The sequence below is a fragment of the Mycolicibacterium monacense genome (assembly GCF_010731575.1).
Classification (GTDB): domain Bacteria; phylum Actinomycetota; class Actinomycetes; order Mycobacteriales; family Mycobacteriaceae; genus Mycobacterium; species Mycobacterium monacense.
This window is the reverse complement of sequence record NZ_AP022617.1, coordinates 3,958,186-3,984,546: the sequence shown is the minus strand read 5'-3', so window position 1 is coordinate 3,984,546 and position 26,361 is coordinate 3,958,186. Positions and strand designations below refer to the sequence as shown.

General features: G+C 63.8%; 25 protein-coding genes and 1 riboswitch. Of the genes, 20 read left to right on the top strand and 5 right to left on the bottom strand.

Annotation, left to right across the window (positions count from 1 at the left end; genetic code table 11):
• Window positions 1–44 precede the first annotated feature (44 nt).
• The 15 genes from G6N49_RS19110 (at window position 45) to G6N49_RS19040 (ending at window position 14,168) form a co-directional block, all read left to right on the top strand.
• Complete coding sequence (locus tag G6N49_RS19110) at window positions 45–938, top strand: ABC transporter permease (RefSeq protein WP_011854651.1); 894 nt, start codon at window positions 45–47, stop codon at window positions 936–938.
• Window positions 939–1,006: 68 nt separating this feature from the next.
• Window positions 1,007–1,807: an MlaE family ABC transporter permease gene (locus G6N49_RS19105; protein WP_083044943.1), complete on the top strand. Its 801-nt coding sequence runs from the start codon at window positions 1,007–1,009 to the stop codon at window positions 1,805–1,807.
• A gap of 10 nt (window positions 1,808–1,817) precedes the next feature.
• Window positions 1,818–2,864, top strand: a complete 1,047-nt coding sequence (locus G6N49_RS19100) for an MlaD family protein (RefSeq protein ID WP_011854653.1) — start codon at window positions 1,818–1,820, stop codon at window positions 2,862–2,864.
• Entirely contained in the window at window positions 2,861–3,913 is a 1,053-nt protein-coding gene (locus G6N49_RS19095) for an MlaD family protein (protein WP_011854654.1), read from the top strand. The genes G6N49_RS19100 and G6N49_RS19095 overlap by 4 nt, the downstream gene beginning before the upstream one ends.
• The gene (locus G6N49_RS19090) at window positions 3,910–4,869 is read left to right on the top strand and encodes an MlaD family protein (RefSeq protein ID WP_011854655.1); all 960 of its coding nucleotides are present in this window, start codon (window positions 3,910–3,912) and stop codon (window positions 4,867–4,869) included. The genes G6N49_RS19095 and G6N49_RS19090 overlap by 4 nt, the downstream gene beginning before the upstream one ends.
• Window positions 4,869–5,963 carry an MlaD family protein gene (locus G6N49_RS19085; RefSeq protein WP_011854656.1) on the top strand — a complete coding sequence of 365 codons (1,095 nt, stop codon included), beginning with the start codon at window positions 4,869–4,871 and terminating at the stop codon, window positions 5,961–5,963. Before G6N49_RS19090 ends, G6N49_RS19085 begins: the two co-directional genes overlap by 1 nt.
• Entirely contained in the window at window positions 5,960–6,961 is a 1,002-nt protein-coding gene (locus G6N49_RS19080; protein WP_011854657.1) for an MlaD family protein, read from the top strand. Before G6N49_RS19085 ends, G6N49_RS19080 begins: the two co-directional genes overlap by 4 nt.
• Window positions 6,958–7,911 carry an MlaD family protein gene (locus G6N49_RS19075; RefSeq protein ID WP_011854658.1) on the top strand — a complete coding sequence of 318 codons (954 nt, stop codon included), beginning with the start codon at window positions 6,958–6,960 and terminating at the stop codon, window positions 7,909–7,911. The genes G6N49_RS19080 and G6N49_RS19075 overlap by 4 nt, the downstream gene beginning before the upstream one ends.
• 44 nt (window positions 7,912–7,955) lie before the next feature.
• A complete protein-coding gene (locus G6N49_RS19070) occupies window positions 7,956–8,618 on the top strand; it encodes a hypothetical protein (RefSeq protein ID WP_011854659.1) in 663 nt (220 codons plus the stop codon).
• Window positions 8,619–8,727: 109 nt separating this feature from the next.
• Complete coding sequence (locus tag G6N49_RS19065) at window positions 8,728–9,372, top strand: hypothetical protein (RefSeq protein WP_049771749.1); 645 nt, start codon at window positions 8,728–8,730, stop codon at window positions 9,370–9,372.
• 310 nt (window positions 9,373–9,682) lie between these two features.
• Window positions 9,683–10,180, top strand: a complete 498-nt coding sequence (locus tag G6N49_RS19060; protein WP_133056645.1) for a hypothetical protein — start codon at window positions 9,683–9,685, stop codon at window positions 10,178–10,180.
• Window positions 10,181–10,296: 116 nt separating this feature from the next.
• Window positions 10,297–10,812 carry a hypothetical protein gene (locus G6N49_RS19055; protein ID WP_011854661.1) on the top strand — a complete coding sequence of 172 codons (516 nt, stop codon included), beginning with the start codon at window positions 10,297–10,299 and terminating at the stop codon, window positions 10,810–10,812.
• Window positions 10,813–11,608: 796 nt separating this feature from the next.
• Window positions 11,609–11,848, top strand: coding sequence for an AbrB/MazE/SpoVT family DNA-binding domain-containing protein (locus G6N49_RS19050; protein WP_011854663.1), 240 nt, complete (start codon window positions 11,609–11,611; stop codon window positions 11,846–11,848).
• Window positions 11,845–12,270, top strand: coding sequence for a type II toxin-antitoxin system VapC family toxin (locus G6N49_RS19045; RefSeq protein WP_011854664.1), 426 nt, complete (start codon window positions 11,845–11,847; stop codon window positions 12,268–12,270). Before G6N49_RS19050 ends, G6N49_RS19045 begins: the two co-directional genes overlap by 4 nt.
• Window positions 12,271–12,518: 248 nt before the next feature.
• The gene (locus G6N49_RS19040) at window positions 12,519–14,168 is read left to right on the top strand and encodes a nuclease-related domain-containing DEAD/DEAH box helicase (protein ID WP_011854665.1); all 1,650 of its coding nucleotides are present in this window, start codon (window positions 12,519–12,521) and stop codon (window positions 14,166–14,168) included.
• A 797-nt stretch (window positions 14,169–14,965) separates the two neighbouring features.
• Window positions 14,966–15,077, bottom strand: a riboswitch (SAM riboswitch).
• A 95-nt stretch (window positions 15,078–15,172) separates the two neighbouring features.
• Here G6N49_RS19040 and G6N49_RS19030 read toward each other — a convergent pair.
• The gene (locus tag G6N49_RS19030; protein WP_011854667.1) at window positions 15,173–17,278 is read right to left on the bottom strand and encodes an ADP-ribosylglycohydrolase family protein; all 2,106 of its coding nucleotides are present in this window, start codon (window positions 17,276–17,278) and stop codon (window positions 15,173–15,175) included.
• 71 nt (window positions 17,279–17,349) lie between these two features.
• Between G6N49_RS19030 and G6N49_RS19025 the strand changes: the two genes are divergently transcribed.
• On the top strand, window positions 17,350–18,003 hold the full coding sequence (locus tag G6N49_RS19025; RefSeq protein WP_011854668.1) for an NUDIX hydrolase: 654 nt from the start codon (window positions 17,350–17,352) through the stop codon (window positions 18,001–18,003).
• Between the two features lies 1 nt (window position 18,004).
• Here G6N49_RS19025 and G6N49_RS19020 read toward each other — a convergent pair whose 3' ends face one another.
• Window positions 18,005–18,553 carry a TetR/AcrR family transcriptional regulator gene (locus tag G6N49_RS19020; RefSeq protein WP_011854669.1) on the bottom strand — a complete coding sequence of 183 codons (549 nt, stop codon included), beginning with the start codon at window positions 18,551–18,553 and terminating at the stop codon, window positions 18,005–18,007.
• A 114-nt stretch (window positions 18,554–18,667) separates the two neighbouring features.
• Here G6N49_RS19020 and G6N49_RS19015 point away from each other — a divergent pair, with 114 nt between their 5' ends.
• The 4 genes from G6N49_RS19015 to G6N49_RS19000 all read left to right on the top strand — a co-directional run bounded on the left by G6N49_RS19015 (window position 18,668) and on the right by G6N49_RS19000 (window position 23,004).
• The gene (locus G6N49_RS19015; protein WP_011854670.1) at window positions 18,668–19,414 is read left to right on the top strand and encodes an SDR family oxidoreductase; all 747 of its coding nucleotides are present in this window, start codon (window positions 18,668–18,670) and stop codon (window positions 19,412–19,414) included.
• 130 nt (window positions 19,415–19,544) lie between these two features.
• Window positions 19,545–20,489 carry a mechanosensitive ion channel family protein gene (locus tag G6N49_RS19010; protein ID WP_041925226.1) on the top strand — a complete coding sequence of 315 codons (945 nt, stop codon included), beginning with the start codon at window positions 19,545–19,547 and terminating at the stop codon, window positions 20,487–20,489.
• A 70-nt stretch (window positions 20,490–20,559) separates the two neighbouring features.
• Window positions 20,560–21,429 (top strand): hypothetical protein, encoded by an 870-nt coding sequence (locus tag G6N49_RS19005; protein WP_083044885.1) that lies wholly within the window; start codon window positions 20,560–20,562, stop codon window positions 21,427–21,429.
• Between the two features lie 42 nt (window positions 21,430–21,471).
• A complete protein-coding gene (locus G6N49_RS19000) occupies window positions 21,472–23,004 on the top strand; it encodes an SIR2 family protein (RefSeq protein ID WP_083044886.1) in 1,533 nt (510 codons plus the stop codon).
• 27 nt (window positions 23,005–23,031) lie between these two features.
• Here the strand turns inward: G6N49_RS19000 and G6N49_RS18995 are convergent, their stop codons facing one another.
• The 3 genes from G6N49_RS18995 to G6N49_RS18985 form a co-directional block, all read right to left on the bottom strand.
• Window positions 23,032–24,459, bottom strand: coding sequence for a S1C family serine protease (locus tag G6N49_RS18995; RefSeq protein ID WP_011558270.1), 1,428 nt, complete (start codon window positions 24,457–24,459; stop codon window positions 23,032–23,034).
• Window positions 24,460–24,489: 30 nt separating this feature from the next.
• Window positions 24,490–24,663, bottom strand: coding sequence for a hypothetical protein (locus G6N49_RS18990; protein WP_163647422.1), 174 nt, complete (start codon window positions 24,661–24,663; stop codon window positions 24,490–24,492).
• 99 nt (window positions 24,664–24,762) lie between these two features.
• Window positions 24,763–26,256, bottom strand: a complete 1,494-nt coding sequence (locus G6N49_RS18985) for a DUF2786 domain-containing protein (protein ID WP_064873699.1) — start codon at window positions 26,254–26,256, stop codon at window positions 24,763–24,765.
• Between the last annotated feature and the right edge of the window lie 105 nt (window positions 26,257–26,361).

Sequence of the window (26,361 nt, the reverse complement as noted above, 5' to 3'; positions counted from 1 at the left end):
ACGCCGGAGTGCACGCGCCCTCGCAAGCGTTCTGACGGTGGTTCATGACCACTCGCGTTGACCACGATCAACCGCAGGGTGAATTGAGTTCGGGCTCAGGCAACGTGCGCCGGTCACGCCTCAAGGCGTACCCGTTCAGCGCAGCCCGGCACGTGGGCATGATTCCAAGGCGCACCGCGGCCACGACAGGTCGTGGTGTCCAGTTGTTCGCGGACGTGCTGCGCTACGTCGTCACCGATGCCATCACCATGAGGCTCGCGGTCGGCGAGGTGTTCGTGCAGGCATGGACCTTGCTGAAGGTGACGACCATGCCCGCACTGCTGATGGCCATTCCGATCGGCGCAATCACCACCATCGTGACGTCTGGGCTCGTCAATCAACTGGGGGCGACCTCGCTGCTTGGCGCCGCGGCCGGTGTGGGTGTCATTCGGCAGGGGGCGCCGCTGACTGCGGGGCTGCTGATGGGTGCCGCAGCGGCTTCGACCATCGCCGCCGACTTCGGGGCCCGCGCGATCCGTGAAGAACTCGACGCAATGCGAGTGATGGGTGTCGACCCGGTGCGCCAGCTGGTAGTGCCGCGTTTCCTCGCACTGCTATTGATATCCCCCCTTCTGTGCATCTTCATCGTCGCGTCGGGAACTGCGTCGGCGTTCTTGATGGCAGTGGGGGCTTCCGATGTTGCACCGGGAAGTTTCTGGATGTCGTTTGGGACGTTCACGAAGGTGGTGGACGTATGGTTCGCCATCGCTAAGACGGTCGTCTTCGGGGCGATCGTGGCAATAGTCTCATCGCTTCGTGGAATGGAGGCGAAGGGGGGCCCGCGCGGTGTCGCAGATGCCGTGAACTCGTCGGTGGTGGTCAATGTCGTTCTAATTGTCTTCGCAAACCTGGCAATAACGCAACTGCAGTCGATGTTCGTTCCGATGGAGGTGGCGTAGTGACTTCGGGAGCTCACGCCCTGGTGCCGAGCCGGTATGGCACGCGCTTGTTCGAAGCGACGGTGGGGATGGTCGGCGGGGTATTCCGTGAGGTCGGGCTGTGGGTGGTCTTCATTGCCAAAGCCTTCAGTTCGGTTCCGGTCGCGGTCTTCAAATATCGACGACAAACACTGCAGCAAATGAACAGCCTCGCTTGGGGTCGCGGTTCGCTCATCGTGGACGGCGGTGCGATAAGCGTATTACTACTCCTCGGCATTGCTGTCGGCGCCTCGTTGGCAGTTGAGGCGTTTGCCGTATTGAACATCATTGGGTTCGGTGGCTTGTCGGGGATCATCGGCGGTATCGGCGGGGTTCGAGAGCTTGGGCCGATCGTGAGCGCTGTCGCGTTCGCCGGACAAGCAGGGTGCCGAATGACCGCCGAGATCGGCGCCATGCGCATCGCCGAAGAGATAGATGCCCTGGAAGCAATAGGCCTGCGGCCCATCCCGTTTGTGGTTGGTACGCGCCTGATTGGCGCGATGATCCTGGTCGTGCCGGGATACCTGGTGGCCCTGATAGCCAATTTCTTCGTCATGGACACCGTCATCCGGGTATTTCACAATCAGCCGGGCGGGACATATAACCACTATTTTGCCCAGTTCGTGACGCCGACAGATCTCGCGTACTCCGTGATCAAGGTAGCTGTCTTCTGCATGGCGGTGACGTTGATCCATTGCTACTACGGATACTTTGCTTCCGGCGGACCGGTTGGTGTCGGTCGAGCGTCCGGCCGCGCAGTGCGGACCAGTCTGATCACGATCATCTTTTTGGATTTGATACTGACCGTGGCGATGTGGGGCCTCCATCCAGTGTTCGTGTTCAAGGGTTAGGTGAGAAGACATGCTCCTGCATGGCTCGGAGGCATCTGAGAAGCGAACATTGACCATCGTCGGCACAGCTGTCGTGCTCTGCGCCGTGGCGATGACAGGCATATTCGTCGGATTCAAGCCATTCGGCGGCCGACCGGACGATGAAATCTCGGTGGCGATCGAGACGCCATACGTCGGACCGGGCGTCGCCAAGGGCACGCAGCTGGTCATGCACGGGGTGAAGGTCGGGGAGGTCACCGCCGTGTCCAGGTTGTCCGGAGGCGGTGTTCTGCTGGATACCAATCTGCAGAAAACGCCGACGAAGGGCTTGACTGACGCAATGGGCATCGATTTCCGGACCATCAACTATTTTGGTGTGACCGGTATCGATCTAGTCGCCGGTACGGGTGGCCGGCCGCTCGCCGATGGAACCCGCTTGACGATCACGCCGAGAGGTAACTCGACACTTCAGGCATTGCTGTCCCGCCTTGGAAAACTCGCCACCGGGGCGCTGACCAACCAGCTCATCCAGGTGGTCGAGAAGGCCACTCGATACACCGATGCGTTGAATCCGCTGGCTGAGACACTGGTGATCTCCGCGAATGCGCTGGCTGAAACTCAAACAGTGAGTACCGCGCAACTATTGACAAATGCGACTGGAATCAGCGTCGCGTTCCCCGGCTTCGCCAATGCGATGCTCGACGCCGGTTACTTCGCAACACACGGTACTAATAAGCTCAACAAAGGTACTTGGAATGCCAGCGAGGAGGAATATCAGACTGTCATTCTTCCGTTCATGCAGTATGTATCCGATAACCTCTTCGGGGCTATCGGTAGGCTGGAATATACGCATATCGACGATCTGACGCCTGTCATCGACAGTGTCCGGGCGATGACTGATGTGGTCCCACCGTTGATGAGACCCCAAGGCATGTCGGAGATGCTCGTGGAATTGCGTACCCGACTCGAGAAGATGTACGCGGGGACCCCTGAGCAGCGCGCGCTTCAAGTTCGCATTCTTCTCGACAGCATGCCGGGTGTGGCGGCGCCAATTGCTGCCGTGGGCGGTGCCCGATGAAGACTGGTGCGGCATTGTGGCGGCTCGCGATCAGCGGCATAGTCGCCATTACCCTGTTCATCTTGTTGGCGAACGTGATCAAGCAGCCCACAGCAGCGGAAACGCGAGCGTATACGGCCGAGTTCACTGACGCATCGGGCTTACATGCGGACGCCGACGTGCGGGTCCGCGGGGTTCGCGTCGGGAAGGTGCAGTCGGTCGACCTCGAGCGAAGGAACGGTCAAAGCATCGCCGTTGTCAGGTTGACGTGCGACCAACGCTATGGCGTGGTGTCCGGCACCCGACTCGCCATCAAGTTCGAGGCGCTCACCGGACTGCGTTACGTCGATGTCGTCGACCCGGCGGAAAATTATTCCAAGGCCGATCTCGTTACTGACGTAACTACGACGATGACGCAACCGTCTTTCGACGTCACCGAATTGTTCAACGGGCTACAACCAGTGATCGCCACCCTGGATCCCGACGAACTGAACACCTTTACAGCGAACGCGGCAACGTATCTCTCGGGTGATGGCGGTGGCTTGGCGCCGATGCTGGAGAGTATCCACAAGCTCACCAGGTTCGTAGCGGACCGTCAGCAAGTCATCGCCACGTTGATGCGTAATCTGAAGGACATCTCCGACACCATGGGCGGACACGGAAAAGATCTGATCCAAATAGTGGATTGGCTCAACAAGGGTCCGGTCGACGGCATGCTTGGGATTCTGGACGAGTTTCGAAAAGCCCACCTCTACGGCGAATTTATGGACGATGCGGCGCAAGTGGTGAAGAACTTGGGATTCCCGCCCGATGGCAACAATGGCGACTATTTCGTCTACGGCCCGGAATCCAACAAGAACACAACCGACGTGGACGACGCCTTGGACCGTGCGTTCACCGTGTTTGACGACTATACGGAGGCCTTCAAGCTGGTTCCGGTCATGTGGGAGAACATTCCGCCGCCGCCTGAAGCTGGTGCGCCCCTGGCGTGTTCCCGGGGGCGGGCTCAGTTACCGGCAGAAATGGACGTATTTCTCAATGGACGAAAAGTGGTGTTGTGCAACCGATGAAAGTGTTACGTAACCCGACTGTCTGGGGTGCCGGCGCCCTCGCGCTCATGACCATCATCGCGCTGGTCATCGCCATGGTTTATGTCAGTCCGCCCGGGCAGAAGACCGTCATCTTCTATACCGACGACGCGGCGGCGATCCGCCCTGGAGACCCAGTACGAATTGCCGGCATCAACGTTGGCAAGGTGAAGGATCTCTCACTGGAGTCGAACCAAATCCGGGTCGAAGCACGGGTCGACAACAGTGCATTCGTCGGTGACCGTTCGCAGGTGCAGGTCCGCATGCTCACCGTGGTGGGGGGCTATTACGTAAGCATCTCGCCAATAGGTGACGCGCCTTTAGGGAACAAACCTATTCCGGTGGAACGGGTGACCATGCCTTACAGTTTGATCCGGACGCTCACGGATGCGACGAAGATCACCGACAATGTCGCCCCACAGCCCATCAACGAATCACTGGACCAGGTGCAGCGGGGGCTTACCGGTACCAACCTGGAATCGGTCTCCGCGGTCATCGATGCGGGCAACAACGTCATGTCGACCATTGAGAAGCAACGCGGGCAGGTGAGCGCCATGCTCAACCTGTCCAATGAGTACCTGCAGGATGTAAACAATTACAAAGATGAGCTCAAAGATTTGATACGCAAAATTTCGATCATTGAGCAGTCACTGACGTTGTACAGCAAGGGGCTCGCCCGCGCCATGGCTGGTTTCGGTGACATCATGGATGGTCTTTCACCGGTCTTCATCTTTTATCAGAATCACCGCGACAAAGCTCTTGTGAAAATTCGCGATTGGTTGGAGAAATCACGAATGTGGTCGGAACGCAACGGTGTAGTCGTTCGGGCGCTGCACCTGGCGCGGGTGAAGATCGAACGGATCCTGGGCGCACAGCAGGCGGCACCAGAGCTTTTGGCCACCGACCTGTGTATGCCAGTACCCGGAAGTCCGTGCTGATGCCCGGGTCAGGTTCGCCTCACCGTCGCCGGGTCGTGGCAATCGCGCTCGCAGCGGCGGCAGTGGTGACGGTTGGCACGTCGTGCGGTGGGCCGCGTGAAGAACGGTCCAATGCCCAATACTGCGCGGTCCTGCCCGACAGCATCGGTCTATACGTGGGCAATCCGGTGACGCAGATGGGCTATCAGATCGGTGAGGTCACCAGTATCACCCCCGGCACGACCGACGTACGCGTCGACTTCAGCGTCACTGAACGGCGTTTGTTTCCCAGTGACGTCAAAGCAATTGTCCGGTCGACGTCGATTCTTGCTGATCGGTCGCTGGAACTCGTTGGCAACGCTGATTCGGGATCCCACCTCGGTGCGGGCGAGTGCATTCCGCTTTCCCGTTCGTGGACCCCGAAAAGCGTGTCGGCGGTGATAGGTTCGGCGACCGATTTCGTCAACGGAATCAATCCGGCTGAATCGACGAATGTCGGCGATGTCGTAAGTCAGCTCGATCAAGCGTTGCACAACAATGGCGCCGGCGTAAACAAGCTCCTAACGACGTCATCGGCTGTAGTCGATAGTCCTGATCAGGTGATCAGCGACATCGGGTCCGTGATCACCAACCTCGCCGAACTGACCTCAGCAGTCAGCGAGATCAGAGGACCGCTGAAAGAAGCTCTGCTGAATGCGGAACAGAACATGTCGGACGTCGCCGTGACCTTGGATGGTGGCAACCGTATGGTCGGAGGATTCATGGGAGCTGTGAAAGCCGTTGTGGACATAGAAGAGAACCTCGGCCCGGAGTTTCAGTTCACGCTTGATGCGACATCGGTTGCGCTGCGGAAACTGAGTGCACACGCGCCGTGGGTGGCAAGTCTCCTGAACCCGGTTCCATGGTGGGTCAATACGCTGGCGGGCCATTTCAACAACCGTGAATTCAATATCAATTACCGTCCGCCGTTGTATCGCATCAGAACCCCCGACGGGTGGGCGCTGTGTGGCATCATGAATTCTTCGACGCCGGGGAGCTGCGCGAACGTTGCCGGGCAGCCATATGCGGTTGATGTTGCGCTGCTTCAGTACGTACTCACCCAGGCGAACCGATGAACCGCCGGATATGGCGGTTGGTCGGGGCGGTCGGCACCGTCATTACGGTGTCCTCGTGTGCTTCGCTCAATGTGAGCTCGTTGCCTGCGCCGGGAAGTACCTATAGCGGTGGGTACGACATCGTCATCGAATTCGCCAATGCACTTAATCTGCCGGATAGCGCCAAGGTGGTCTTGGACGGCACCACCGTCGGGGTCGTTTCACATGTGGCACTCTCCAGCAACGCGGTGGACGTCACCTCGACTATTGAGCGAGGCGTCGCGGTGCCCTCTGACATCCGAGCGGTTCTGCAGCAGGACACGGTCTTGGGCGACATCTATGTCGCTCTCGAGCGACCGGAAACCGATCAGGCGCCGGCGCCCGCGTTGAGTCCGGGTGCCCGCATCCCGCTGGCACAGACCACGTCTCCACCGCAACTCGAGGACACCATCGCCCACCTGGCGAATTTTGTGTCGAGCGGTTCCATCCAACGCGTTCAAGAGTCGATCGCGCGTATCAACCGAATCCAGCCGCCGGGGGGCGAGGAGGGGATCCGCAAAATGGCTTCCCAAGTGGCAGCCGACCTCGGGGACCTGTCGAACAACATGAATCTCGTTGACCTGTGGCTCAACGGCGTGTCCGAGACCATAGATGTCGCACATCGTAAGATCCCGGTTTTGCAGGAGATGTTCTCCGAGGAAGGCATGACCGCTTTTCGTCGGTTCTTGGAGATATTTTCATATGTGGGAACCATCCTCCCCTCTACCGGGAGTATCTACGCCGGTGGTTTCTGGCTGGTGCCGCTACTGAATTCACTGCGAGATGCGGCAGGCGCTACTCAGCAATCCAAGCGGATGTTCGAAGCGGAGGCGCCTGCGTGGCGCCGGCTACTCACTGATTTCTTCCTCCCGCAGGATAAATATCCCGCGATCAACATCACGTCGATAATGAGTCCGGACGGCCGGGAAATTTCGGGGAACGTTCAGGACGTACTGCGGATCTTGGGTGGGACACCATGAAGGGCCGAAATTTCCTGTCGTTTCTGGCGTTTGCTGCGATGATTGTGTTTGCGGTGGGCTACATCGGCTCGCTCGGTGTGCGGCTCAAGCCGCCTGATAACCGAGTCAATCTCTCCATGACGGTGGCTGATATCAATGGCATCGTCGTTGATTCGAATATTCTGTTGCGTGGCGTACCGGTCGGCAAAGTCAGCCATATCGCGACATCTGTCAGCGGAGCCACCATCGACTTCTACGTCGACGACCGCTTCCGTATCCCCGCCGACTGCGATGTGCGGCTCGATAACCTGTCCGCCCTCGGTGAAAGCTATATCGGACTGTTCCCGCGGCGCCAGGACGGTCCTATGTTGCGCGACGGCCAGCACATCTCGACCGAGATGGTGGAGCAACCACCATCGATAACCGAATTGGCGGCAAGTGTCACGCGGCTACTCAATCAGGTCGACCCCGATGCCCTCGCACGCATCATCAGCGAAGCAGATACAGCGTTGCCGGATCCAAACTCGGCACTGCCCAACTTGGCGCACGCCAGCGAGATGCTGAGAAACACCGCAGCGAATATGCACGGCCAGGGCCGGGTCTTGTTGAGCAATTTTCAAACACTGTTACGCAACGCTGGATGGGTTGGGCCCACGCTCGCTGCCACGGCGCCCGATCTCCGAGAGAGCGCCCAAAATGCCTCCAAGACCCTGCAAGGGTTTTCGGTGGGTGCCCTCGAGATAGGCCCGGACGGTATGAAGAAATTCGGCTTCTTCATCAACCGAATCCAGAAGTTGTTGGATGCCAACGGCGGTGACCTCAAAGTGCTGGGCGAAGCATTTCGGCCACGCGTCAGGGCTATCGCCGGTGCACTGTTGAACTTCGACCCCAGTCAAATCTTGACCAACATCCTGGAGACCGTACCCGAGGACGGCGCAATTACTCTGCGCGTAACCGTCCCCCCGAAGTAAATGGGCAGGTATGACTGCCCTAGATCACGAATTGAGGAATACTAATGACGGTCGATAGCGAACGAGACGCGGCCGTGCCGGATTCGGCCGAAATAGATGCTGCCGGATCTGAGCCCGCGGGCGAAAGCACCATCGGAGAGTCGTCGGTGGGCAAAGACGAACCTCAGCGTGAGAAGTCCAGACGAGTGCAACTCTCGGTCTCGCTACGTAGCGCGGTGACCTCCGTGGTGATCGTCGTCCTTGTCGGCGCGGTCGGCGTGCTGTCTTGGCTCTACGTTGGAGCGCGCGGCCAACTCGACGAGGAGGCCCGTCAATCCGAGAACTACGTGCACGCCGAGAAGATAGCCCTGCAGTACGCGGGTGAAGCGGCAGCAATGAACTACCAAGACCTCAACGCCTGGAAGGACAGGCTTGTCGCGGGCACCAGTCCTGAGCTGAAGGACAAGTTGTCGAAGGCCGCCACGTCAATGGAACAGATTTTGGTACCACTTCAATGGAGTTCCACCGCCCACCCGTTGGCGGCAAAGGTTCGGACAGTCACCGGCGGGGCCTATGTCGTCGACGCTTTCGTAAGCGTCCTTACCAAGACTGCGCAAGCGCCGGAGCCACTGCAGTCGACCGCGACATATAGCGTCACAATCGACAGTAACAAGGATTGGCAAATCACAGATGTTGGCGGAGTTGGCGACGCGCTAGCACCAAAGTAGACCTCCGAAAAGGTGATTCATGATGGGTCGAGACAGGCGGCGAGGCTCAGGTGGCGGCTTTCAGGGCCGTCGCCGGGCGGATGGGGCTTCTGCGGCGCAGGACAAGGCGATGCGGAGCCGCCTCAGTCGCGCCGTCGGCTCTTTCACATGCGTTTTCATTGTGTTATCCGGCGTGTCAGTGGCGGCGGGGCCGGCTTCGCGAGCCGATCCGTCCGATTACGACCGGCCTCCCGTGCCATTACCAGTGATCAATCCAACACCTTCGGGCTGGGTGCCGAAATTTCCCTTTCCGTTTGACCAAACCAAAAACAGGGTCACCGAGGCGGACATCAACGCGGAACGGGAGATGTGTCAATGGTTCAACGCACAATATGACGAGCTGATGCGCCAGATCAATAGGCTGCAGTTCCACCGGATCACACCTAATGGACCCGGGGTCTACATGGGTTCGGGTTCCGACTGGGACTACAGCATTGGCGGCCTTCAGCAGCAAGTCGACATAGTCACAAAGAATATCGACCAATCGGTGGGCTTCCTCGCCCCCCGCGCCCAAGCACTTACTCAGTCAACCGACCACGCGGGGGATGTCTACTTCCCCATCTATCAAGGTGAGAGTTTCTACCTACTGTGGCAGCACCTGTCTAATGTCAATGCCGGCATCAAGAGTCATCAACCCGACTGGTTCACAGGTCCATCGGTGCACAGAGTGTTGCGTTGGGGTAGCAGAATCCATCGTTCAAACGTATGCGAGTGAGAGTGCGTCCGGTCACTGACGGTGAGACGGCGAGCGTCCAATTCAGCTCGATCCGTAGCGGAGTCCACGGAATCGAGCGCAGGCGATGAACGATTCTCGACCTCGATTGGCGGGGTCACCACCGGTCGTCATCGCGCTGGCGGCGCCGGGTCCGCTGGGCTTCATTAGTTGAATAAAGGGATTTGGGGAGTGTGGGATGGGCCGACGTCGTTGCCTTTCGCAGCTTGTGGGCTGCTCAAAGGAGGAGCGATTGCATCACCGTGTGCGCCCTTGGAGGTGGTTGGCGGGCATTGCGTCGGCAATCGTATTGATGTTCAGCACCGTGGTTCCGGGACACGCGGAGCCGGCTGGCGATGCCCCAGCGGATCCATTCCCAGACCTGATGCATGTTTTCGCGTGGTATGACCGATTTGAGCCAGACCGGTTCTTCCTCGCTGACCGTCCCGGTGTCTGGTTCCTGTCACCCACTGGACTCAACTGCGGAATCTGGGACAAGGGAAGCTTTGGTTGCAGTGGCAATATCCCGGGCGCGCCCGCGGGGAGCAATCACATCGCGTGGTTCAACGGAAATCGGTCCGTCCACCACGGCTGGACCGCCGCCATTCAATTCCCCCCCGGACAAGCTCATATGACCCTGCCGCCGCGCAGCTACGTCACCTACAACTCAACGACCTGCGCTATACAGCCGGATAGCAGCCTTTATTGCGGGCACGGCGAGTTCAAGTTTTTGATGACGGCGACCGGGACATGGTTCAAGGGCTACGACGAGAGGGCCACGCGTGTGTGCCTGAGCTACGGGTCTTGTTGACGGGAATGTCTCGTTGACGATTCAGGCCGGTTAGCTTCACGGTGCATTGGGTGCAATAAGTAAATGGTTCTGCACGGCTGCGGTGTCCATTTCTGGTTTTGAGGAAGGATATGTAAATGAGACGGCAATCACCTGCTCCGGCCCTACGCCGCGAAGCGACGCCGATACCGTCCAACCGCAGGACGCCGTTCCGATTGGTAGTCGCATGCGCGCTGCTTTTTTCTGGTGGCATGGTGGTGACACCGTCAGCTCTCGCGGATCCGGTGGCCAACGTAAGGGATGCGATAGTGGCTGCGCGCGGTGGAACGTCATGCCCGCCGTTCACCTTCAACCCGATTGCCGAGAAAGCGGCCGCGATCGTCAATCAGTCGACCGACGACTATATCGACCACATTTCAACATACCAACCGATCACCGACCCAATGCCCGGCCTGAAGGATCTCGGCTACGGCGGCAACAAGGCCGTGTTGCTTCAGGGTGCCCTGAGCAACGAAGCCGACGCGATAAAGGGTGCGTTGTTGCAAGGGCATGCGGCAATCCCCGATTGCTCTTACACGGACCTAGGAATAGACGTGCGACGAAACGAGGCGACTAATAACCTATTGATCGTGTACCTGCTAGCCGGTGCCTAGCAGCAGTGCAACGGGCGCGACATCGACAGGCATTCAACCACCTTGGCGCGAGGGGAGGGTCGTCCGCTCGCGTTCAGCTCGGCAATCGTACGTGCGGGAAGGGCCCTAATGATCCACATGAAGTTTGCGATTATTTTCTCGGTTATATGCCTATTTTCCGGCGTGATGTCGCCGGGTGCTCGCGCGGCGGATACCGTTACGTATGAGGTCGTCTCACACAATGTCGCCACAGCAAACATCCAGTATTTTGACTCCTCCGAGCGAAAAGTCCTCTATGCCGTGCCGCTGCCATGGCGAATGAGCGTAACGGTGGTGAACGCTCGCATTCCGTCAGTCGACGGGGCAGAGGTTCGTGCCGACTGGCGGCCTCGCGTGTGTGACGGGCGCGCCTGGTGCCCAGAGGCCAGGCCCAATAATTGGGTAACAGTACGAATCTCTCTTGGCGGAAAGGTCATCTGCGAAAGCACTCTGGATGTGGGCAATGCCGCCTGCTACGGGAGTACGTCGTTTCGATCCTGACTGCAGATTGGCCCGTGACGCCATGTAGTGGAAACGGGATGCGGCTGTGCGGGTCTCGCGTGGGCGCCGCGAATGAGTCATCTCGCGGATCGAAAAAAGGGAACCGGTGGCTTCGCTGCACTGTTGACACTGCTCGCCCAGACCGGCGACCCCGCGGACTCGAAATCGTAAGTTTCCGTTGGTGCAGCCACATGATCACCGTCGCGAACCCGACGAACCTGATGACCTGGCCGAAGGGGCACAGGGCGTGATGGGATTTCGCTGGTAGCCTGATGCCATGGAGGCTGTTATCGATTCCGGCGGTCGAATCGTCCTGCCCAAGCAGCTGCGCGATGCGCTGGGTCTGACTCCCGGGTCCAAGGTCGATATTTCTGCGTACGGCGGCGGACTGCACGTCGTTCCCGGAGGGCGAACCGCTCGACTCGAGCGGGATGAGGACGGGCGCCTGGTCGCAAGAGCGGATACGGTCGTCACCGATGAGATGATGTTCGCCCTCATCGATTCGGGACGGCGTTGACGCCGGTGCCACTCACGGCGGTCGATACCAGCGTCGCGGTGCCTCTCCTCGTGACCTCGCACCGGCAACACACCATGGTCGCGAAGTGGGCGAAGGCGCGGCCGCTTGGGCTCAGCGGACACGCGCTGGCCGAAACATACTCAGTACTCACGCGCCTGCCTGGCGACGCTCGCGTCACCGCTGCTGACGCGGTCGCATTGATCGACGAGAACTTTCCCGAATCCTTCCAGCTCGGCGCGCGGGCCGCGCGCGCCGCCCACCGCGAGTTCGCCCGACGGGGAATCGCCGGGGGTGCAACCTATGACGGGCTGGTTGCCTTGGCGGCTCGTGAGCGCGGTGCCGTGCTGTTCACCCGAGATGCGCGCGCGAGATCGACCTACGAAGCACTCGGGGTGAGTACCGAAGTGTTGGCCGAACCATGACGATGGCTCCGCCGTAACTCACTCCTTGACCGGCATCCGAGCTCCGTGCGCATCGGCGACGTTCCACCGCCACACGTCCGCTCGGGTTCTCATGAGTGGTCAAACGGTGTCGGCCAGGGCGCTCAGGGGACCCTCATGCGTGCCATTGCGGGCTTTTCGTAGCACTCCCTCGCTACCATCCACAACGGAACCGCGGGTATGGGGGAGGTCGGCATGCCGCTCAGGTTTGGACAGGGGAGTCCGGTCTCGTGACGATCACGCCCGATGAGCACCCTCGTCTCAAAAGCTCCGAGCGCAGCACCTACCAAGCACTGATCGACCAGCTCGAGCCCAACGACCTCGTCGTGCCGGGGCAGCGCGTCACCGACCACCTCAAGGATCACGAGGTCGACTTCGTCGTCGCCATCGAGGGCGCCGGCATCGTCTGCATCGAGGTCAAGGGCGGGGAGGTCTGGCACGACGGCGAGGGCTGGCGCCAGATCCGCGGCGGCCGCGAGTTCCCGATCGAGCCCGTCCGCCAGGCCCGCGAAGCCTGTTACGCGCTGCGCGACTTCATCGAGAAGGACCCCCGCTGGACGCAGGGCCGCCTGCGGTGGGACCACGTCATAGTCCTGCCCAACACTGAGTTGCCCGCCGACTTCGGCCTACCAGACTGTCCCCGTTGGAAAGTCATCGACCGCACCGACCTCCCGAAGCTCGTCGACAAGCTGCGCTACGTCCTCGTCCGCCAGGAGCTCGACCGTCCGTTGCTCACCAAGGACGCCCTCGACCAGCTCACCACCGCTCTGAGTGGTCGTGGCCTCCCACAACGTGATGTCGTCGCCCGCGCGCTGGCCAACGAGGATGCCTCCGACGCGCTCACCGAACACCAGGCCGTCATCCTCGATGCCATCCGACAGCTCAATCGCGTCGAGGTCCGCGGTGGCGCCGGCAGCGGCAAGACCTTCCTCGCCATGGAGCAGGCCCGCCGCCTCGCCCAGCGGGGTCAGCGCGTCGCGCTGGTCTGCTACTCCCACGGCCTGGCGTCCTATCTGGAGCGTATCGCCGAAACGTGGCCGCGCCGTCAACAGCCCGCGTACGTGGGGGAGTTCCACGCCCTGGGAGTGCAGTGGGGCGCCCCGGAAGGCCCCGATGAAGCCGTGCGCACCGAGGAGACCGTCCGGTTCTGGGAACACGACCTTCCCCTGCAAATGGCCGATCTGGCAGCGCAACTGGAACCTGGCCACCGCTTCGATTCAATCGTGGTCGACGAGGCGCAGGACTTCGCCGACGCCTGGTGGGATCCGCTGCTCGCCGCGCTCAGGGATCCGGTCGACGGCGGCCTCTACGTGTTCACCGACGAGGGTCAACGGGTCTTCGACAGGTACGGCGCACCGCCGGTGCCGCTCGTCCCGCTGATCCTGGACCACAACCTGCGCAACACCCGCCAGATCGCCAACGCCTTTCAACCGCTTGTCGATCATCCGATGCGCTACCTGGGCGGTGAAGGGCCTGCGGTCACTTTCGTGGCCTGTTGCCGTGAGGATGCCCTCGACGCCGGTGATGACCAGATCGACCTGCTGCTCGAACAGGGTTGGCGGCCTGAGGATCTCGCGCTGCTCACCACCGGCAGTCGCCATCCCGAGCAGGCCGAGCGGCAGAAGGAAGGCCACAAGGCGTACTGGGATTCGTTCTGGGACACCGATCAGGTGTTCTACGGCCATGTCCTCGGGTTCAAGGGCCTGGAACGCCGATGCGTCGTCCTCGTAGTCAACGAGGAAGGCAAGTTCGAACGCTCGCGCGAGCGCCTCTACGTCGGCCTGTCCCGCGCGCGCGACCAACTCGTCGTCTGCGGCGACCCCGACTTCATCAGCGAGGTCGGCGGACCTGACTTGGCGCGGCGGCTCAACGTGCCGTAGCTGAAGAACTGGGTCCTTTGCGCCACAGTCCCTTCGCGAAGAAGTTGGGGGCCGAACAGTAAGCCCCAGATGTTGGAGGTGAGGCGGACCTTCGCGCCCAGCGGTAGGCGACGATCGGGTCTCACCCCACCGCCCAGCCGTTGTTCGCGAACGACCTATGGTCGCGCCAACGGGAAGTCCGGTCCGATCAAGCGGGCGAAGGCGTCCCGAGACGCGAGCCGGCTCGGCGGCCATTCCTGCTGCCACAGTCGGAGGGGGATATCCGCCAGAGGATCGAAGCTTCTGGCTAGCCGCTGGTATTCGCGCCGGCGCCAAGCACGTAGTCGGTCGTCGCCTCTCCCGAACTCGGCCAGCCGCGCGATCTGTCGAGCTCGGACGTCAGGCTGCGCACTGCTGCGCACGCCGATTCCGTTCATCAGACTGTGGCGTCCGAGGGCAAATGAGCGAAAGCCCCACACGTTCTCGATCGCGGCGTTCACCGAGCGGCAGTCGCCGCAAGCCAACCACGACCAGCGGGAGCGACCCCCGGCCGTGCCCCGGAAGCAGATGATGCACAGATCGTGCTCCCTTGAGACATCGGCGTCCTCCCATCGCACGGGGTGGTCCTCGTCCCCGCACGACTGCCACCGCACCGGCCGGTCCGGTTGTGACGGACTTCGTCGCTGCAGCGGGCCACGTAGACCGCCGCACCGGATGTGCACCGAAAGCTCGGTGATACGCTCGCGCAGAGCCGCATCGGCTGCGCTCAGAGGGTGCTGTGTCATCATTCGCCTTTTCCGGCGACGCCACCGACGGACGTCCACCACTTGCACGTAAGCCGCGCCCGCTCTTCCCCTGGGGCACCGTGCGGTGGTCGCGCGGTTGCCGGGACGACGGGCCAGGTACCCAAACTGCCGTCCGCTCGTGAGCTGGTCTCAGAATAACGGAGCGCGCCGACACGTTGGCGGTTCAGGCGCGCGCACGCAGTTCCCCGCGCAATTCGCGCTCGCCCAACATGCCCGCGCCTAGTTTCCCTTGTAGACCGGGATGGCACCCGCGGTCGTGATCCGGTGCCACTGACCGGAGTAACCCATGCGGCTCCAGGTACCCACGTACACGCCGTCGTCCTGCAGTGAGATGTGGAAGGCGCCGTACATATCGGGCACCGAGAACCACAACGCTCGCCGAGGCAATTCGTGCAGGATGCCCACCGACGGATACCTCAGCACCGACTGGGGATCGCTGTACAACCTTCGAAGCCTGTCATTGATCACCTCGGCGAGGCGCTCATCGAAGACGTCTATTGTGTTCCGCGACAGCGGGGATAGCGGCGGCCGCAGGCAGTGCCGCCCGCGCCCATGCCGTTCCAAAGACACCTCGTACGGCGTGCGCCCTTTCGCATCCTTCAGCGACCGCACCGCACCTCGCTCGACAAGCCCATTCACCACTTCGGTCGACGCGTCATACCACGCCGCCTGGTGCAACACCGTGAACCACGCCGTACCCCCTGGCCGCCACCAGTTGATGTCGACACGCTGCCGCGGGCCGTCCAGCATGGCGAACACCGTCGGCCAATCGCCCGCCTTCGCCGCGTCGGCGAACTGATGCCCTACCGAAACCTTCGCCGGCGAAAGCCGATTCACATCCAGCACACCACGCCATCTGAACTTGCGCTCAGCTGCATCGCGCTTCGGAGTCGCTTCATGCAACCGCCGCAACGCTTCCCGGAACGCCGGGTTCGGATGCGCGTCGGGTAACACGAGCTGAATATCAGCCAGAACGCGATCGGCGCCGACACCCCGCAATCGTGCCCCGTACAACGCACCCACCGTCGGCGTGCGACTGTACGCACCGACGCAGTGCACCAACACCGTTCGTCCCTCTCGACGGAGTTCCTCAACCGCACGCACCGCGTCCAGCAGGACGAAGTCCAGGTGCGGGTTCTCATCCGCATCAACCCGGTCGACCAGCCGCACCTCGACGTGCGGCATGCCCACCGGAACGTCGTCCTCGGCCACCCGACACAGCGACACCACCGCATCGACATCCGCCGGCAGCCGGCGCAGGACACCGATACCGCCCAACACCACGCCGTCGTCGTACGGATGACGCGCGACCGTGTCCACCGGCGAACCGGGATAGGAGAAGTCGAACGGATCCGGCTCACCCCGGCGCTGGATCGCCGACCCCAGCCCCACCAGACCGTGCGCCGTCATCCCCGGCCACCCGTGCAGCAGCGCCCGCCATCGCACCGGCACCGCCGACGCCCCGTACGCCGCGCCGAGCAACCCTCCGGCGATTGCCGCGACGGTGTCGGTGTCATCACCCGCCCGGACTGCCGCGTCGAGCGCGAGCCGCAGATGATCGGCGCGGAACACCCCGGATGCCGGGTCGTCGACAGGCACGGCCGTCGTGGCGATGGCCGACCACGCCGCCTGCAGCGCGGCCACCACCCAGCCGTTGTTCGCGAACGACGACGGCCGCCCCGACTCCGCCGCATCCACCCGCTCCTGCCACATCTTGCGACGACTTCCCGCGATGTGCCGCAATCCGATTCGGACGTCGAGTTGGCCGGTGAGCACGGCGTGCCGGATCGCGCAGCACCACAGCACGCACGCGTCGCCGGCGTCCGGATCGGCGTGGGTGAGCCCGCTGACCGCCCGTGCCGCCTCGACCATCGCGTCCTCGTCGTCGAGGTAGGCCAGCGCCGCCGGCGCCGTGCGCATCAGCGAGCCGTTGCCTGCCGTGCGCCCGGTGCGTTCATGCAGTCTGGCCGACTCCGCACGGGCGCGCGAGGCGGTGACGTCACCCGACCTTGCCGCGGCGCTGAGCACCGACCGGGTCTGGATGCCGACATCCTTGGCGCGCAGTGACCATTCATGCCACCGGGCGACGATCTTGTCCTGCGCCGCAGGGTCACGCAGGTCCGCGCCGGTCGCGGCGACCTCGGCGATGGCGATCGCCATCGAGGTGTCGTCGGTCCATTCGCCGGGCTCCCACACGCCGCCGCCGACCATCTCGACCGGCAGCTCCGGCCCGCGGGCCGGCCCGAACTCGTACGGCGCGCCGAGCGCGTCCCCCGCCGCCGTCGCCAGCAGCACCCCTTCGATGCGATCGTGCAAAGACGTCATGACATCCCCCTCGGATCTCATTTTGCGCGTTTCTGCGCTAATTGAGGTTCACTGTACGCTGAGGCACCGACATGGACCACACCTTTCGAGACGGCAGCGGGCGGGCGCTCACCGACTACCCCCGCCCGTCGGTCGCCGTGGACACCGCCGTCCTCACGCTCGACGGCGACCTTGGGCTGGTGGTGTTGGAGGTCCGACGGCCCAACAGGCCGGGCTGGGCACTGCCCGGCACCTTCCTTCACGAAGGAGAGCGGCTCGCCGACGCCGTCGACCGGTCACTGCGCGGCAAGGCCAACGTCCGCGGTCTGCAACCCCGTCAGCTACAGGTGTTCGACGACCCCGCCCGCGACGACCGCGGCTGGGTGCTGTCCGTCGCGCACGTGCAGGTGGTGCGGGTCGATCAACTCGACTCGCGTTTCCCGGATTCGACGCGGCTGGTCCCGGTCGCCCGCCCCGGGCGGCTGCCGTACGACCACGCCGACATAATCGTGCGGGCCGTCGAGCGCATCCGGTCCCGCTACGCCGACCTGCCCGACCCCGACGGCCTGCTGGGGGAGGAGTTCACGCTGCGCGAGCTGCGGCTGGCGCACGAGGCGGTGGCGGGAAAGCCGTTGCAGCGGGACAGTTTCCGCCGTGCAATGGAGCGCAGGCTCGAGGCGACGGGGGTCACCACGAGCGGGTCACGCGGTCGTCCGGCCGAGTTGTTCCGTCGCGCCGGAGCGTGAATCACGCTGAGGGCCAACCCCTCAACGCCAGGTCGGCGACGACGTGCAGATCGGCGCGGCTGGCTCCGCTGCGGGCCTGTATCGCGATCCCCTGGCACACGGCGGCGACCCAGCGGGCCAGCAGTAGTGTGTCCACGCCGGACAATTCGCCGTCGGCCACCGCTTTGTCGAAGCGTTCGGCGAGCCGGTGCACCGTGGCGTCGCGCCACTCGGCCAGGCCGGGTGCCTCGCCGACGGTCAGGCAGCCGTGCACATCGCCGCTGACCGTGTCGGCCGCACCGTGCACCATCGCCTCGGCAACCTCGCGGGCGGTCGGACACGTCAGCGCTTCGGCCGTGTACGCGCTGGGGCCGGCGAGGTAACGCCGCAGGGCGCGGTCGAACAGATTCTCCTTCGACCCGAACTCGGCGTAAATGCTGCGCCGGTTGACCCCGGTCGCGGCCGTCACGTCCGAGATCGAGACGCCGCCGAAGCCCCGCTCCCAGAACAGCTTCATCGCCACATCCTCGACCTGATCGGGGTCGAACTCCCGCGGCCGCCCGACGGTCATCGCGGACCACCTCCTGTGATGCCGGTCACATCGGGAATGCTGCCCCACGAATACCGGCTTGACCTCAGCGTACTAAGTAACACATCGGTTCGTAAATATGAGGAGGCCATCGAGATGAGCACAGCACCCCTGACCGGACGGCGGGCACTGGTGACCGGAGGGTCGCGCGGGATCGGCGCGGAGATCGTGCGGCGACTGGCCGCCGACGGTGCCGCGGTGGCGTTCACCTACTCGGCGTCCGGCACGAACGCGGAGAAACTCGTGGCCGAGGTGGCTGCGGACGGTGGCACGGCGGTGGCCATTCAGGCGGATGCAGCCGATCCGGCGCAGACTGCGGCCGCCGTCGACCGTGCGGTCGCCGAACTCGGCGGCCTGGACATCGTGGTGAACAACGCCGCCGTCGCGCACATCGCGCCATTCGACGAGTTCCCGGCCGAACAGTTCGACCGTCTGGTGGCCATCAACATCGGTGGCATGTACTGGACCACCCGCACCGCGATCAAGCACCTGGGTGAGGGTGGGCGGATCATCAACATCGGCAGCATCAACGCCGACCGCATTCCCGGGCCCGGACTGTCGGTCTACGGCATGACCAAGGGGGCGGTGGCCTCGTTCACCCGCGGGCTGGCCCGCGACCTCGGCGCGAGCGGCATCACCGTCAACAACGTGCAGCCCGGGCCGATCGACACCGACGCCAACCCCGACAGCGGCGACTTCGCCGAGAGCCTCAAGCAGGTCACCACCCAGGGCCGCTACGGGCACACCACCGACGTCGCCTCGTTCGTGAGCTTCCTGGCCGGCCCGCAGTCCGGATACATCACGGGCGCGAACCTGAACGTCGACGGCGGATTCACCGTCTGACGGCGGTTGGGTTTCGGCGAAAAGCGCTGCGTATCCGGCGATTTGACATCCGTGTTAGCGGGTCCGAACCCCACCGGTGACACGCGTCGCAATGTGTGTCCCGGTGGGCGTTCTGGGTACGGTCGTGATCATGGACGTCTACACACTCGCTTTCGAATGGACGGACACCAACAAACATTGGTTCATCGAGGTCCCCATCCGGATCGTCGCGTACACCGTCGTCGCCCTGATCGCCCGCTACGTACTGCACCGGATGATCGACCGTGCCGCCACCGGCCGCAGCAAGTCCCGCGGCACGTCTGACCTGGAACAGTCCAAGAAGCCGCCGCTGCTGCGCCACCTGCGTGATCGCGCCCCGTCCTCGGTGACCGGCGTGAAGACCGCCGAACGGCGCCAGCAGCGCGCACAGACCATCGGATCGGTGCTCAAGTCGACCGTGTCGATCGTGCTGCTGATCTGGGTGGTGCTGGCCGTGCTCAACGTGGTCGGCGTGAACATCGCACCGTTCATCGCCTCGGCCGGCGTCGTCGGCCTGGCCATCGGCTTCGGCGCGCAGAACCTGGTCCGCGACTTCGTGACCGGCGTGTTCATGCTGCTCGAGGACCAGTACGGCGTCGGTGACACCGTCGACCTCGGCGAAGCGGTCGGCGAGGTGGAAAGCGTCGGCCTGCGGGTCACCACGGTCCGTGACATCGACGGCACGCTCTGGTACGTCCGCAACGGTGAGATCGCCCGGGTCGGCAACATGAGCCAGGACTACGCCGTTGCCCGCATCGAGATGCCTGTTGCGCTGACCGCCGATGTTGCGCAGGCCGAACGGGTGGCGGTCGAGGCCGCCGAGGAGGCCCTCGAAGACCCGGCATTGGCCGCGAAGGTGCTGGGCAAGCCGGAGATGCTCGGTGTGCAGGAGCTCTCGCCCGACCTGTTGACGTTGCGGATGACCCTCAAGACACGTCCGAACGCGCAGTGGTCGGTGCAGCGACGGCTGCGGCGGGAGATTCTGCGCGCCTACGACGAGAACGGCATCGAGCTGCCGTACCGGCAGGGGCGGGTCTACGCGATGGCCGAGGAGTAGGCGCGCCTCGCGTCGTTCAGCGAACCCTCGCTCCCGTCGAAATGTCATACCTGCCTGGAATAATGGGTAGGTGACGCAAACTTCCATCGACCGTCTGCACATAGTCGAATCGACCGACTGGCTGCTCGGTGTGATCGCGCTGCTCGAGTCCCGCTCGCGGTGCCGGCCGTGGCGCTATGGCTTCGGAGAGGCGCGGCGCGGCGACCCCGTGGCGATCGTTCTGAACACCGAACCGGCGTCCATCCTCACCACGCTCGGCAGCATCGGCGCCGATGAAGGTTTGGGCAGGGCGGTCGTCGACTGGACCTTCGTCGAGCCGAAGCTGCTCGACCTGGCCACCCTGGTGCATACCGTCGGCTTCGGGTGGGATCCGCGCCGTGCGTGGCGGCTGGAGGGCGACGACGCAGTCCGCATGGAGCTGGCGCTGACGGAGTCTCACGACCACATGGATCCGTCATTGCGGTTCGGCCACACCTCGGTGGTGCGCGCCCGCGTCCTCCTGCATTCGCGCGGACGGTGCACCGGCTGTGATGACGACATCGACCTGGTCGGGGACGACGCGCGCGACAACTTCGTCTTCCACACCGTCGACGAACCCGCCCGTGAGGCGCCCGAGGTGCTGATCATGGACGACCGTCACGCTTGCAGTTACCTCGAGGACCCCATACCCGCCAGCTGCTGGCGGCCGGAGTTGCCGGAGGACTGGCCGGGTGTGCTGTGCCGGCGCTGCCAGGACCGGATGCGCGAGGGCGGATACACCAACCTGCTCGACTTCCGGTTCTCCCAGCACCCGAAGTGCCTCGCCTGCGGTGCCGGGCGCACCCAACGCGCGCTGTTCGGCATGTTGATGACCTGGGACATCCCGCCGTGGCTGGATGCCCGCGGATGCGTCAGGACAGAACAACACTGGACATGCACCGCATGCACGCGCACGTGGTGAAAGACCCTCAGTGGCCGGTCATCCGGCGCTACAGTCACGCGAGTGGGCCATCTCTTCGTCGCCCAGGGTGACCTGACCAAGCTGGCGTGCGACGCCATCATGATTCCCTGCGATTCGGCCGGGAACGTCAACGCCGTGTGGCGGGACCTGTTGCCCGCAGCGCTACCGGCCTCGCAGTTCGATCCCGGTTGGCTGGTACTTCCGGGCGAACCGAACGAGGCTGGCGTCATCGCCCCAGCGGTCAAGGGCCGTCCGGTGTGGGCATTTGTGACGGTGGACGTCCATCACGGCGCCACCCCGCAGGAGGTAGTCGACCGCACGTGGACGGCGCTCGAATATGTGGCCGAGAAGGCGACCAAACGAGGGGGCCACGCGGCACCTTTGATCGGCCTCCCGCTACCCGGCACCGGTCAAGGTGGATTGGACACCCAACGGGCTGAGGTCATCAACGCCCTCTTGGAACGTTATCGGGCGACGACTCTGACCGCTGACGTGGCACTCATACTCTTCGACCGACGTGACTTCGCAGCCGTGCAGGAGCGCAGAAGCTCTGAGAACTGGAGTGAACTGTCCGACGAACTCCGTAACCATGCAGACCGGTTGGGGCAGTTCGCTGCACACGGCGAGCTCTCGCTCTTTCTCGGTGCAGGTATATCCAAGCCGGTCGGTCTGCCCGACTGGTCGGAGTTGCTCAAGGCTCTCGCCAAGGAGGCGGGCGCCGATGCACCGGTCGGCGACGACCCGTATCGAGCTGCCGAACCGATCATCGAGAAGCTCGGAGGTTATCGGCATGAAGCCGTCCGGCGGCTCTTGGACAAGCATCTCCATGGCGTCGGCCACGCGCTTCTGGCGAGTATCGACGTCCGACGCATGGTGACCACCAACTTCGACTCCTGCATGGAAGAAGCGCTCAAAGCTCCTGCGGGTGAACGATTCAGGGTGCTCACGCGTCAACTGGCGGCAGGCGGGTCGCGGTGGTTGCTCAAGATCAACGGTGACGTCGACCAGCCCGACTCCATCGTGCTGACCGAGGGTGACCTCGAGCGTTACCCCGACGAGCGGCGCGCGCTCGAAGGCGTCGTGCAGACGCTCTTGTTGACGAGCCACCTGCTGTTCGTGGGGTTCAGCCTGACGGACAAGAACTTCCTCGCGATGGCCGAAGCCGTCTCGAAAGTGCGTGCCAGAGCGCAAGACCGGGAGTCGTCGAAACCCGGCACTGCGCTGGCGCTCACGGCGGAAGGACTGGAGCGGGCGCAGTACAAGGACCTCGAGATGCTGTCCATGGGAGCTGCGTCCTCGGCCGAAGGTGCGCGGATTCTCGAGATCTTCCTCGACCGCCTGGTGTGGGCGGCCTCGACGGAAAGCGAACTCGCGACCGAGTATCTGCTCGACGGCCGCTATGCGAGTGGCCTGTCGGAACGCGACGGGGCCCTTCGGGACCTGCTCATCGGCATGGTCGAAACCGCTTCACCGCAGGCGAAGTCGAGTAGCGGCTGGAAGCGGGTCGAGGAGTGCCTGCGAAGCCTCGGCTACGCCGAAACTGCTGGGGGATCGCCGATTCGCGCGAAAGCGTGATCTCCGAGCAGTCTCGGCGACTGGTTCTTACGGCTTGGTCGTCGGCTTGCCCGCGACCGGCTCCACGGTCAGCGTCATCGGCTTGCCTTCACGCAGGATCTCGACCGGCGTGCCCTCACCGATCTCGAGTTGGCGCACCGCGACGACGAACGAGTCGAGGTCACCGATCTGACGGTCACCGATCTTGACGACGACGTCGCCGTCCTTGATCCCGGCCTTCTCCGCCGGCTCGCCCTGCTTGACCTCGGTCACCTTCGCCCCGGCCGCCGCGGTATCGCTGACCGACTGCGCCGTCAAACCCAGTGTGGGATGGGCGATCACGCCGTCTCGCATCAGCGTCTCGACGACGTGTTTCATCTCGTTGACCGGGATCGCGAAGCCCAGACCGCTGGCGCTGTCCGACAGCGACTTGCCCGCCGCGTTGATACCGATCACCTCGGCGTTCATGTTGATCAACGGGCCGCCGGAGTTGCCGTGATTGATCGCCGCATCGGTCTGCACCGCCGAGATCACGATGTCCTCACCCGAACGCTCCGCCGACAGGCGCACCGCGCGGTTGAGCGCGCTGATGATGCCCACGGTGTCGGTGCTGCGCAGCCCCAGCGGCGCACCCGCGGCGATCACCTCCTGCCCGACGCGCAGGCGATTCGAATCGCCCAGCCGCGCCACGGTCAGGTGGTCGACGTTGTTGACCTTCAGCACCGCCAGATCCGTCACCGGATCGCGGCCGACGACATGCGCGGGCACCGTCTTGCCGTCGTTGAAGATCACCGACAGCTTCCACTTCTTCGCATCGCTGGCGGCCTCTTCGACGACGTGGTTGTTGGTGACGATGTAACCGCGGCCGTCGACCACCACCCCGGAGCCCTGCGAGCCGGCCTGCTCGCTGATCGCCTCGATCGTGACCACCGAGTCGGCGACCGCGCGGGCCACCTTAGTGAACCGACCTTCGGCCTCGTCGTCGCGCGCGGTGCTCGACACGTTGACCTTCGGAATCGAGAACGCCTCGATGATCGACGCCGTCTTGCTGCCCATCCACCCGCCGGCCAGGCCCACCGCGAGCGCCAGCACACCGAGCAGGGCGAGCGCCGGACGCGACACCTTCCCGCTGAACAACACGTCGACCAGCCCAAGTTTGGGGCCGGCCGGGGCGGGCGCGGGCGCCGCAGCCGCGGGCGCAGGAGGCGGGGCCTCGTCTTCGGCCTGCGGCGGCCAGGGCTCCGACACCGGTTCGTCACCGCGATCGGGTTGACCGAAGACGTTGTCGAGCAGAGGCCCGGGGGGCTGGTTGGTCGGCGTGTATTCGCCCTGGTCACGGCGGCGGTCGGGGGAGGCGAACGCCCCCTCGATGCCGTCCGGGCGGCCGAAGGCGCGCTGCGTCGCCGGATCGACCGCCGGGGAGTCGCCGGCAGGCGGTGTCGACCGGCCTTCGGCGGGCTGGTTTCGCTCGGTCACGCGCCTCCCTCTGTCGACGTCCCGGCGTGCTCACCCTCCATCATGCCCGTCACCGCCGCGGCGCTTCGGCGCACGCGCGGGATCTACGATGGCGGCACACCACAGACCACCGGTGCGGGCCGCCGACCGGGAGTGGATGAACAGCGTCGCCACCATGATGCTGGCGGCCTTCCAGGCGTTCGAGCCGATGTTCAGCCGGCTCACGGTCCTGCAGTGCCTCCTCGCCGTCGAGACCCTCGAGCCGCTCTTCCAGTACGCCTACACCGACGACGTCAGCGGCTACGGATGCTCATCATCAGGTACTCAGCCCGCGATCGCGTCTCGGACGTCGAGAGTCGCCATGTCCGCCGCCGAGCGCCCGGCGCCCAGGCCGACGGAGTCGTAGGCGGCCAGCGGAGTAGCCACCACTCCCGGGAAGAGCCGAGCGAATTCCGCCTCGGCCGCCCGGTTCTGCGCGACCAGTACCGGCAGCAACCGCCGGTTGTCGCGTTGCAGTTCCTCGGTAACAGAGGAATTGGTGGCGGTGAGCCGTTCGCCGATGCGGCTGGCATAGGCGACCAGGAAGGAGAACCGGAACGACTTCGTGTTCGACTGACCCCGAACACCGTTCTGGCGTCCTCCGGTCAACATCGCGCGGGTCGCCTGCACCAGCAGCGACGTGGTGAGCAGTTCGACGAGGTTCAGGTCGGTCTCCGAACCCACGGCCACGACGCAACCAAGGTCTTTGATCCACACGGTGCGGCACCGATTTGCCTGGGCGACGGTCTGCACCAGCGCCACCTTGGCAGCCACATAGGGATTGTCGATCCAGATTCGGCGTGAACTGACGACGGGTGCTCGCCCATCGTCGTGATCGGCTACCGCTCCCTGCAACGAGTGTCGGATCATGAGTGCCTGCGCCTTGGCCGACAGCGCCTCGGCCTCGTCGGGGTACTCGGTGGACTCGGCCTTGGCCAGCAGCGCGCGCACCCGGGCGAGGATCTTCTCGTCGACCTCGCCCACTCCATCGGTCAGCTGATTGCGTGAGCCCGGCAGCGGAAGCAGTGCGTCGATCCGAGGAATCGTGCCTAGCAGGTGCAACACCTGAAGAACGACGGTCAGGGCAGTGCGGTGATCCACCGAACGCGAAGCCGCCCAACGCCACATCTGTGGCGCGGACGGCGCCGGCCCGGTCGAGATGTCGGCGAGCTCGGCGCGCCACCGTGGGTGCAGCGTCGCCACCGAGTACCGCAGTGACTCGAGCGCGATGGCCTCGTCGAGGTAGCACACGGCGGGCGCCTCCACTCGGCGGCGCGCAACCTCGTGCAGATCCGTCGGCGACCACCCGCGCTCCCAGGCTGCTCGGATCGCCGCCTGTACGGCGAGGTCGGCGGCGACGTCGAGTTCGCGCTCGTAACCGCGGGACTGCTCCAAGAGTTCGTTTGCGCGCCACGGTGTGGGCATACCCGCAGCCGTACTCACTGCAATGACGAGGCGTTCGAGCAACTGCGCGCGATCTGGCTCCGGGTCAGGCCGGCTGTATTCGCTTCTCGGTGTCGACCGGCGCCGGTGCTTCTGCTTGGCCGTCCGCCGCTGGCGGTTGCGCTTGCCCATGCCCAGAAGTCTGGCGCAGGGGTCCGACAGCACTCGGCGGCCGAACGCGGAGCACCGCTGGGAGACCCCGATGCTGACGACGTTCGGCCTCGACGAGTACGTCGACTCAGCGCCGGCTGCCTGCCTTTCGTGCCGTCGGTCCTGGTCGCGGTGCAGGCGCTGCGCGGATTCGCCGGGCTCGATGGAGATGATCTGCGTCAGCATCAGCTGAAATGCACTGGCGTGGCTGAGGAATTGCTCGACGACCCCGAGGATCGTCGGATTCTGGATGAGGGTCCGGCACGACGGAGAGCGCGCGATGAGCGCCCC

What these genes read in the sequence shown, in the direction of transcription:
- G6N49_RS19110 (WP_011854651.1), top strand. Translation starts at nt 45, where the DNA reads ATGACCACTCGCGTTGACCACGATCAACCGCAGGGTGAATTGAGTTCG.
- G6N49_RS19105 (WP_083044943.1), top strand. Translation starts at nt 1,007, where the DNA reads ATGGTCGGCGGGGTATTCCGTGAGGTCGGGCTGTGGGTGGTCTTCATT.
- G6N49_RS19100 (WP_011854653.1), top strand. Translation starts at nt 1,818, where the DNA reads ATGCTCCTGCATGGCTCGGAGGCATCTGAGAAGCGAACATTGACCATC.
- G6N49_RS19095 (WP_011854654.1), top strand. Translation starts at nt 2,861, where the DNA reads ATGAAGACTGGTGCGGCATTGTGGCGGCTCGCGATCAGCGGCATAGTC.
- G6N49_RS19090 (WP_011854655.1), top strand. Translation starts at nt 3,910, where the DNA reads ATGAAAGTGTTACGTAACCCGACTGTCTGGGGTGCCGGCGCCCTCGCG.
- G6N49_RS19085 (WP_011854656.1), top strand. Translation starts at nt 4,869, where the DNA reads ATGCCCGGGTCAGGTTCGCCTCACCGTCGCCGGGTCGTGGCAATCGCG.
- G6N49_RS19080 (WP_011854657.1), top strand. Translation starts at nt 5,960, where the DNA reads ATGAACCGCCGGATATGGCGGTTGGTCGGGGCGGTCGGCACCGTCATT.
- G6N49_RS19075 (WP_011854658.1), top strand. Translation starts at nt 6,958, where the DNA reads ATGAAGGGCCGAAATTTCCTGTCGTTTCTGGCGTTTGCTGCGATGATT.
- G6N49_RS19070 (WP_011854659.1), top strand. Translation starts at nt 7,956, where the DNA reads ATGACGGTCGATAGCGAACGAGACGCGGCCGTGCCGGATTCGGCCGAA.
- G6N49_RS19065 (WP_049771749.1), top strand. Translation starts at nt 8,728, where the DNA reads ATGCGGAGCCGCCTCAGTCGCGCCGTCGGCTCTTTCACATGCGTTTTC.
- G6N49_RS19060 (WP_133056645.1), top strand. Translation starts at nt 9,683, where the DNA reads ATGTTCAGCACCGTGGTTCCGGGACACGCGGAGCCGGCTGGCGATGCC.
- G6N49_RS19055 (WP_011854661.1), top strand. Translation starts at nt 10,297, where the DNA reads ATGAGACGGCAATCACCTGCTCCGGCCCTACGCCGCGAAGCGACGCCG.
- G6N49_RS19050 (WP_011854663.1), top strand. Translation starts at nt 11,609, where the DNA reads ATGGAGGCTGTTATCGATTCCGGCGGTCGAATCGTCCTGCCCAAGCAG.
- G6N49_RS19030 (WP_011854667.1), bottom strand. Translation starts at nt 17,278, where the DNA reads ATGACGTCTTTGCACGATCGCATCGAAGGGGTGCTGCTGGCGACGGCG.
- G6N49_RS19025 (WP_011854668.1), top strand. Translation starts at nt 17,350, where the DNA reads ATGGACCACACCTTTCGAGACGGCAGCGGGCGGGCGCTCACCGACTAC.
- G6N49_RS19020 (WP_011854669.1), bottom strand. Translation starts at nt 18,553, where the DNA reads ATGACCGTCGGGCGGCCGCGGGAGTTCGACCCCGATCAGGTCGAGGAT.
- G6N49_RS19015 (WP_011854670.1), top strand. Translation starts at nt 18,668, where the DNA reads ATGAGCACAGCACCCCTGACCGGACGGCGGGCACTGGTGACCGGAGGG.
- G6N49_RS19010 (WP_041925226.1), top strand. Translation starts at nt 19,545, where the DNA reads ATGGACGTCTACACACTCGCTTTCGAATGGACGGACACCAACAAACAT.
- G6N49_RS18985 (WP_064873699.1), bottom strand. Translation starts at nt 26,256, where the DNA reads ATGCTGACGCAGATCATCTCCATCGAGCCCGGCGAATCCGCGCAGCGC.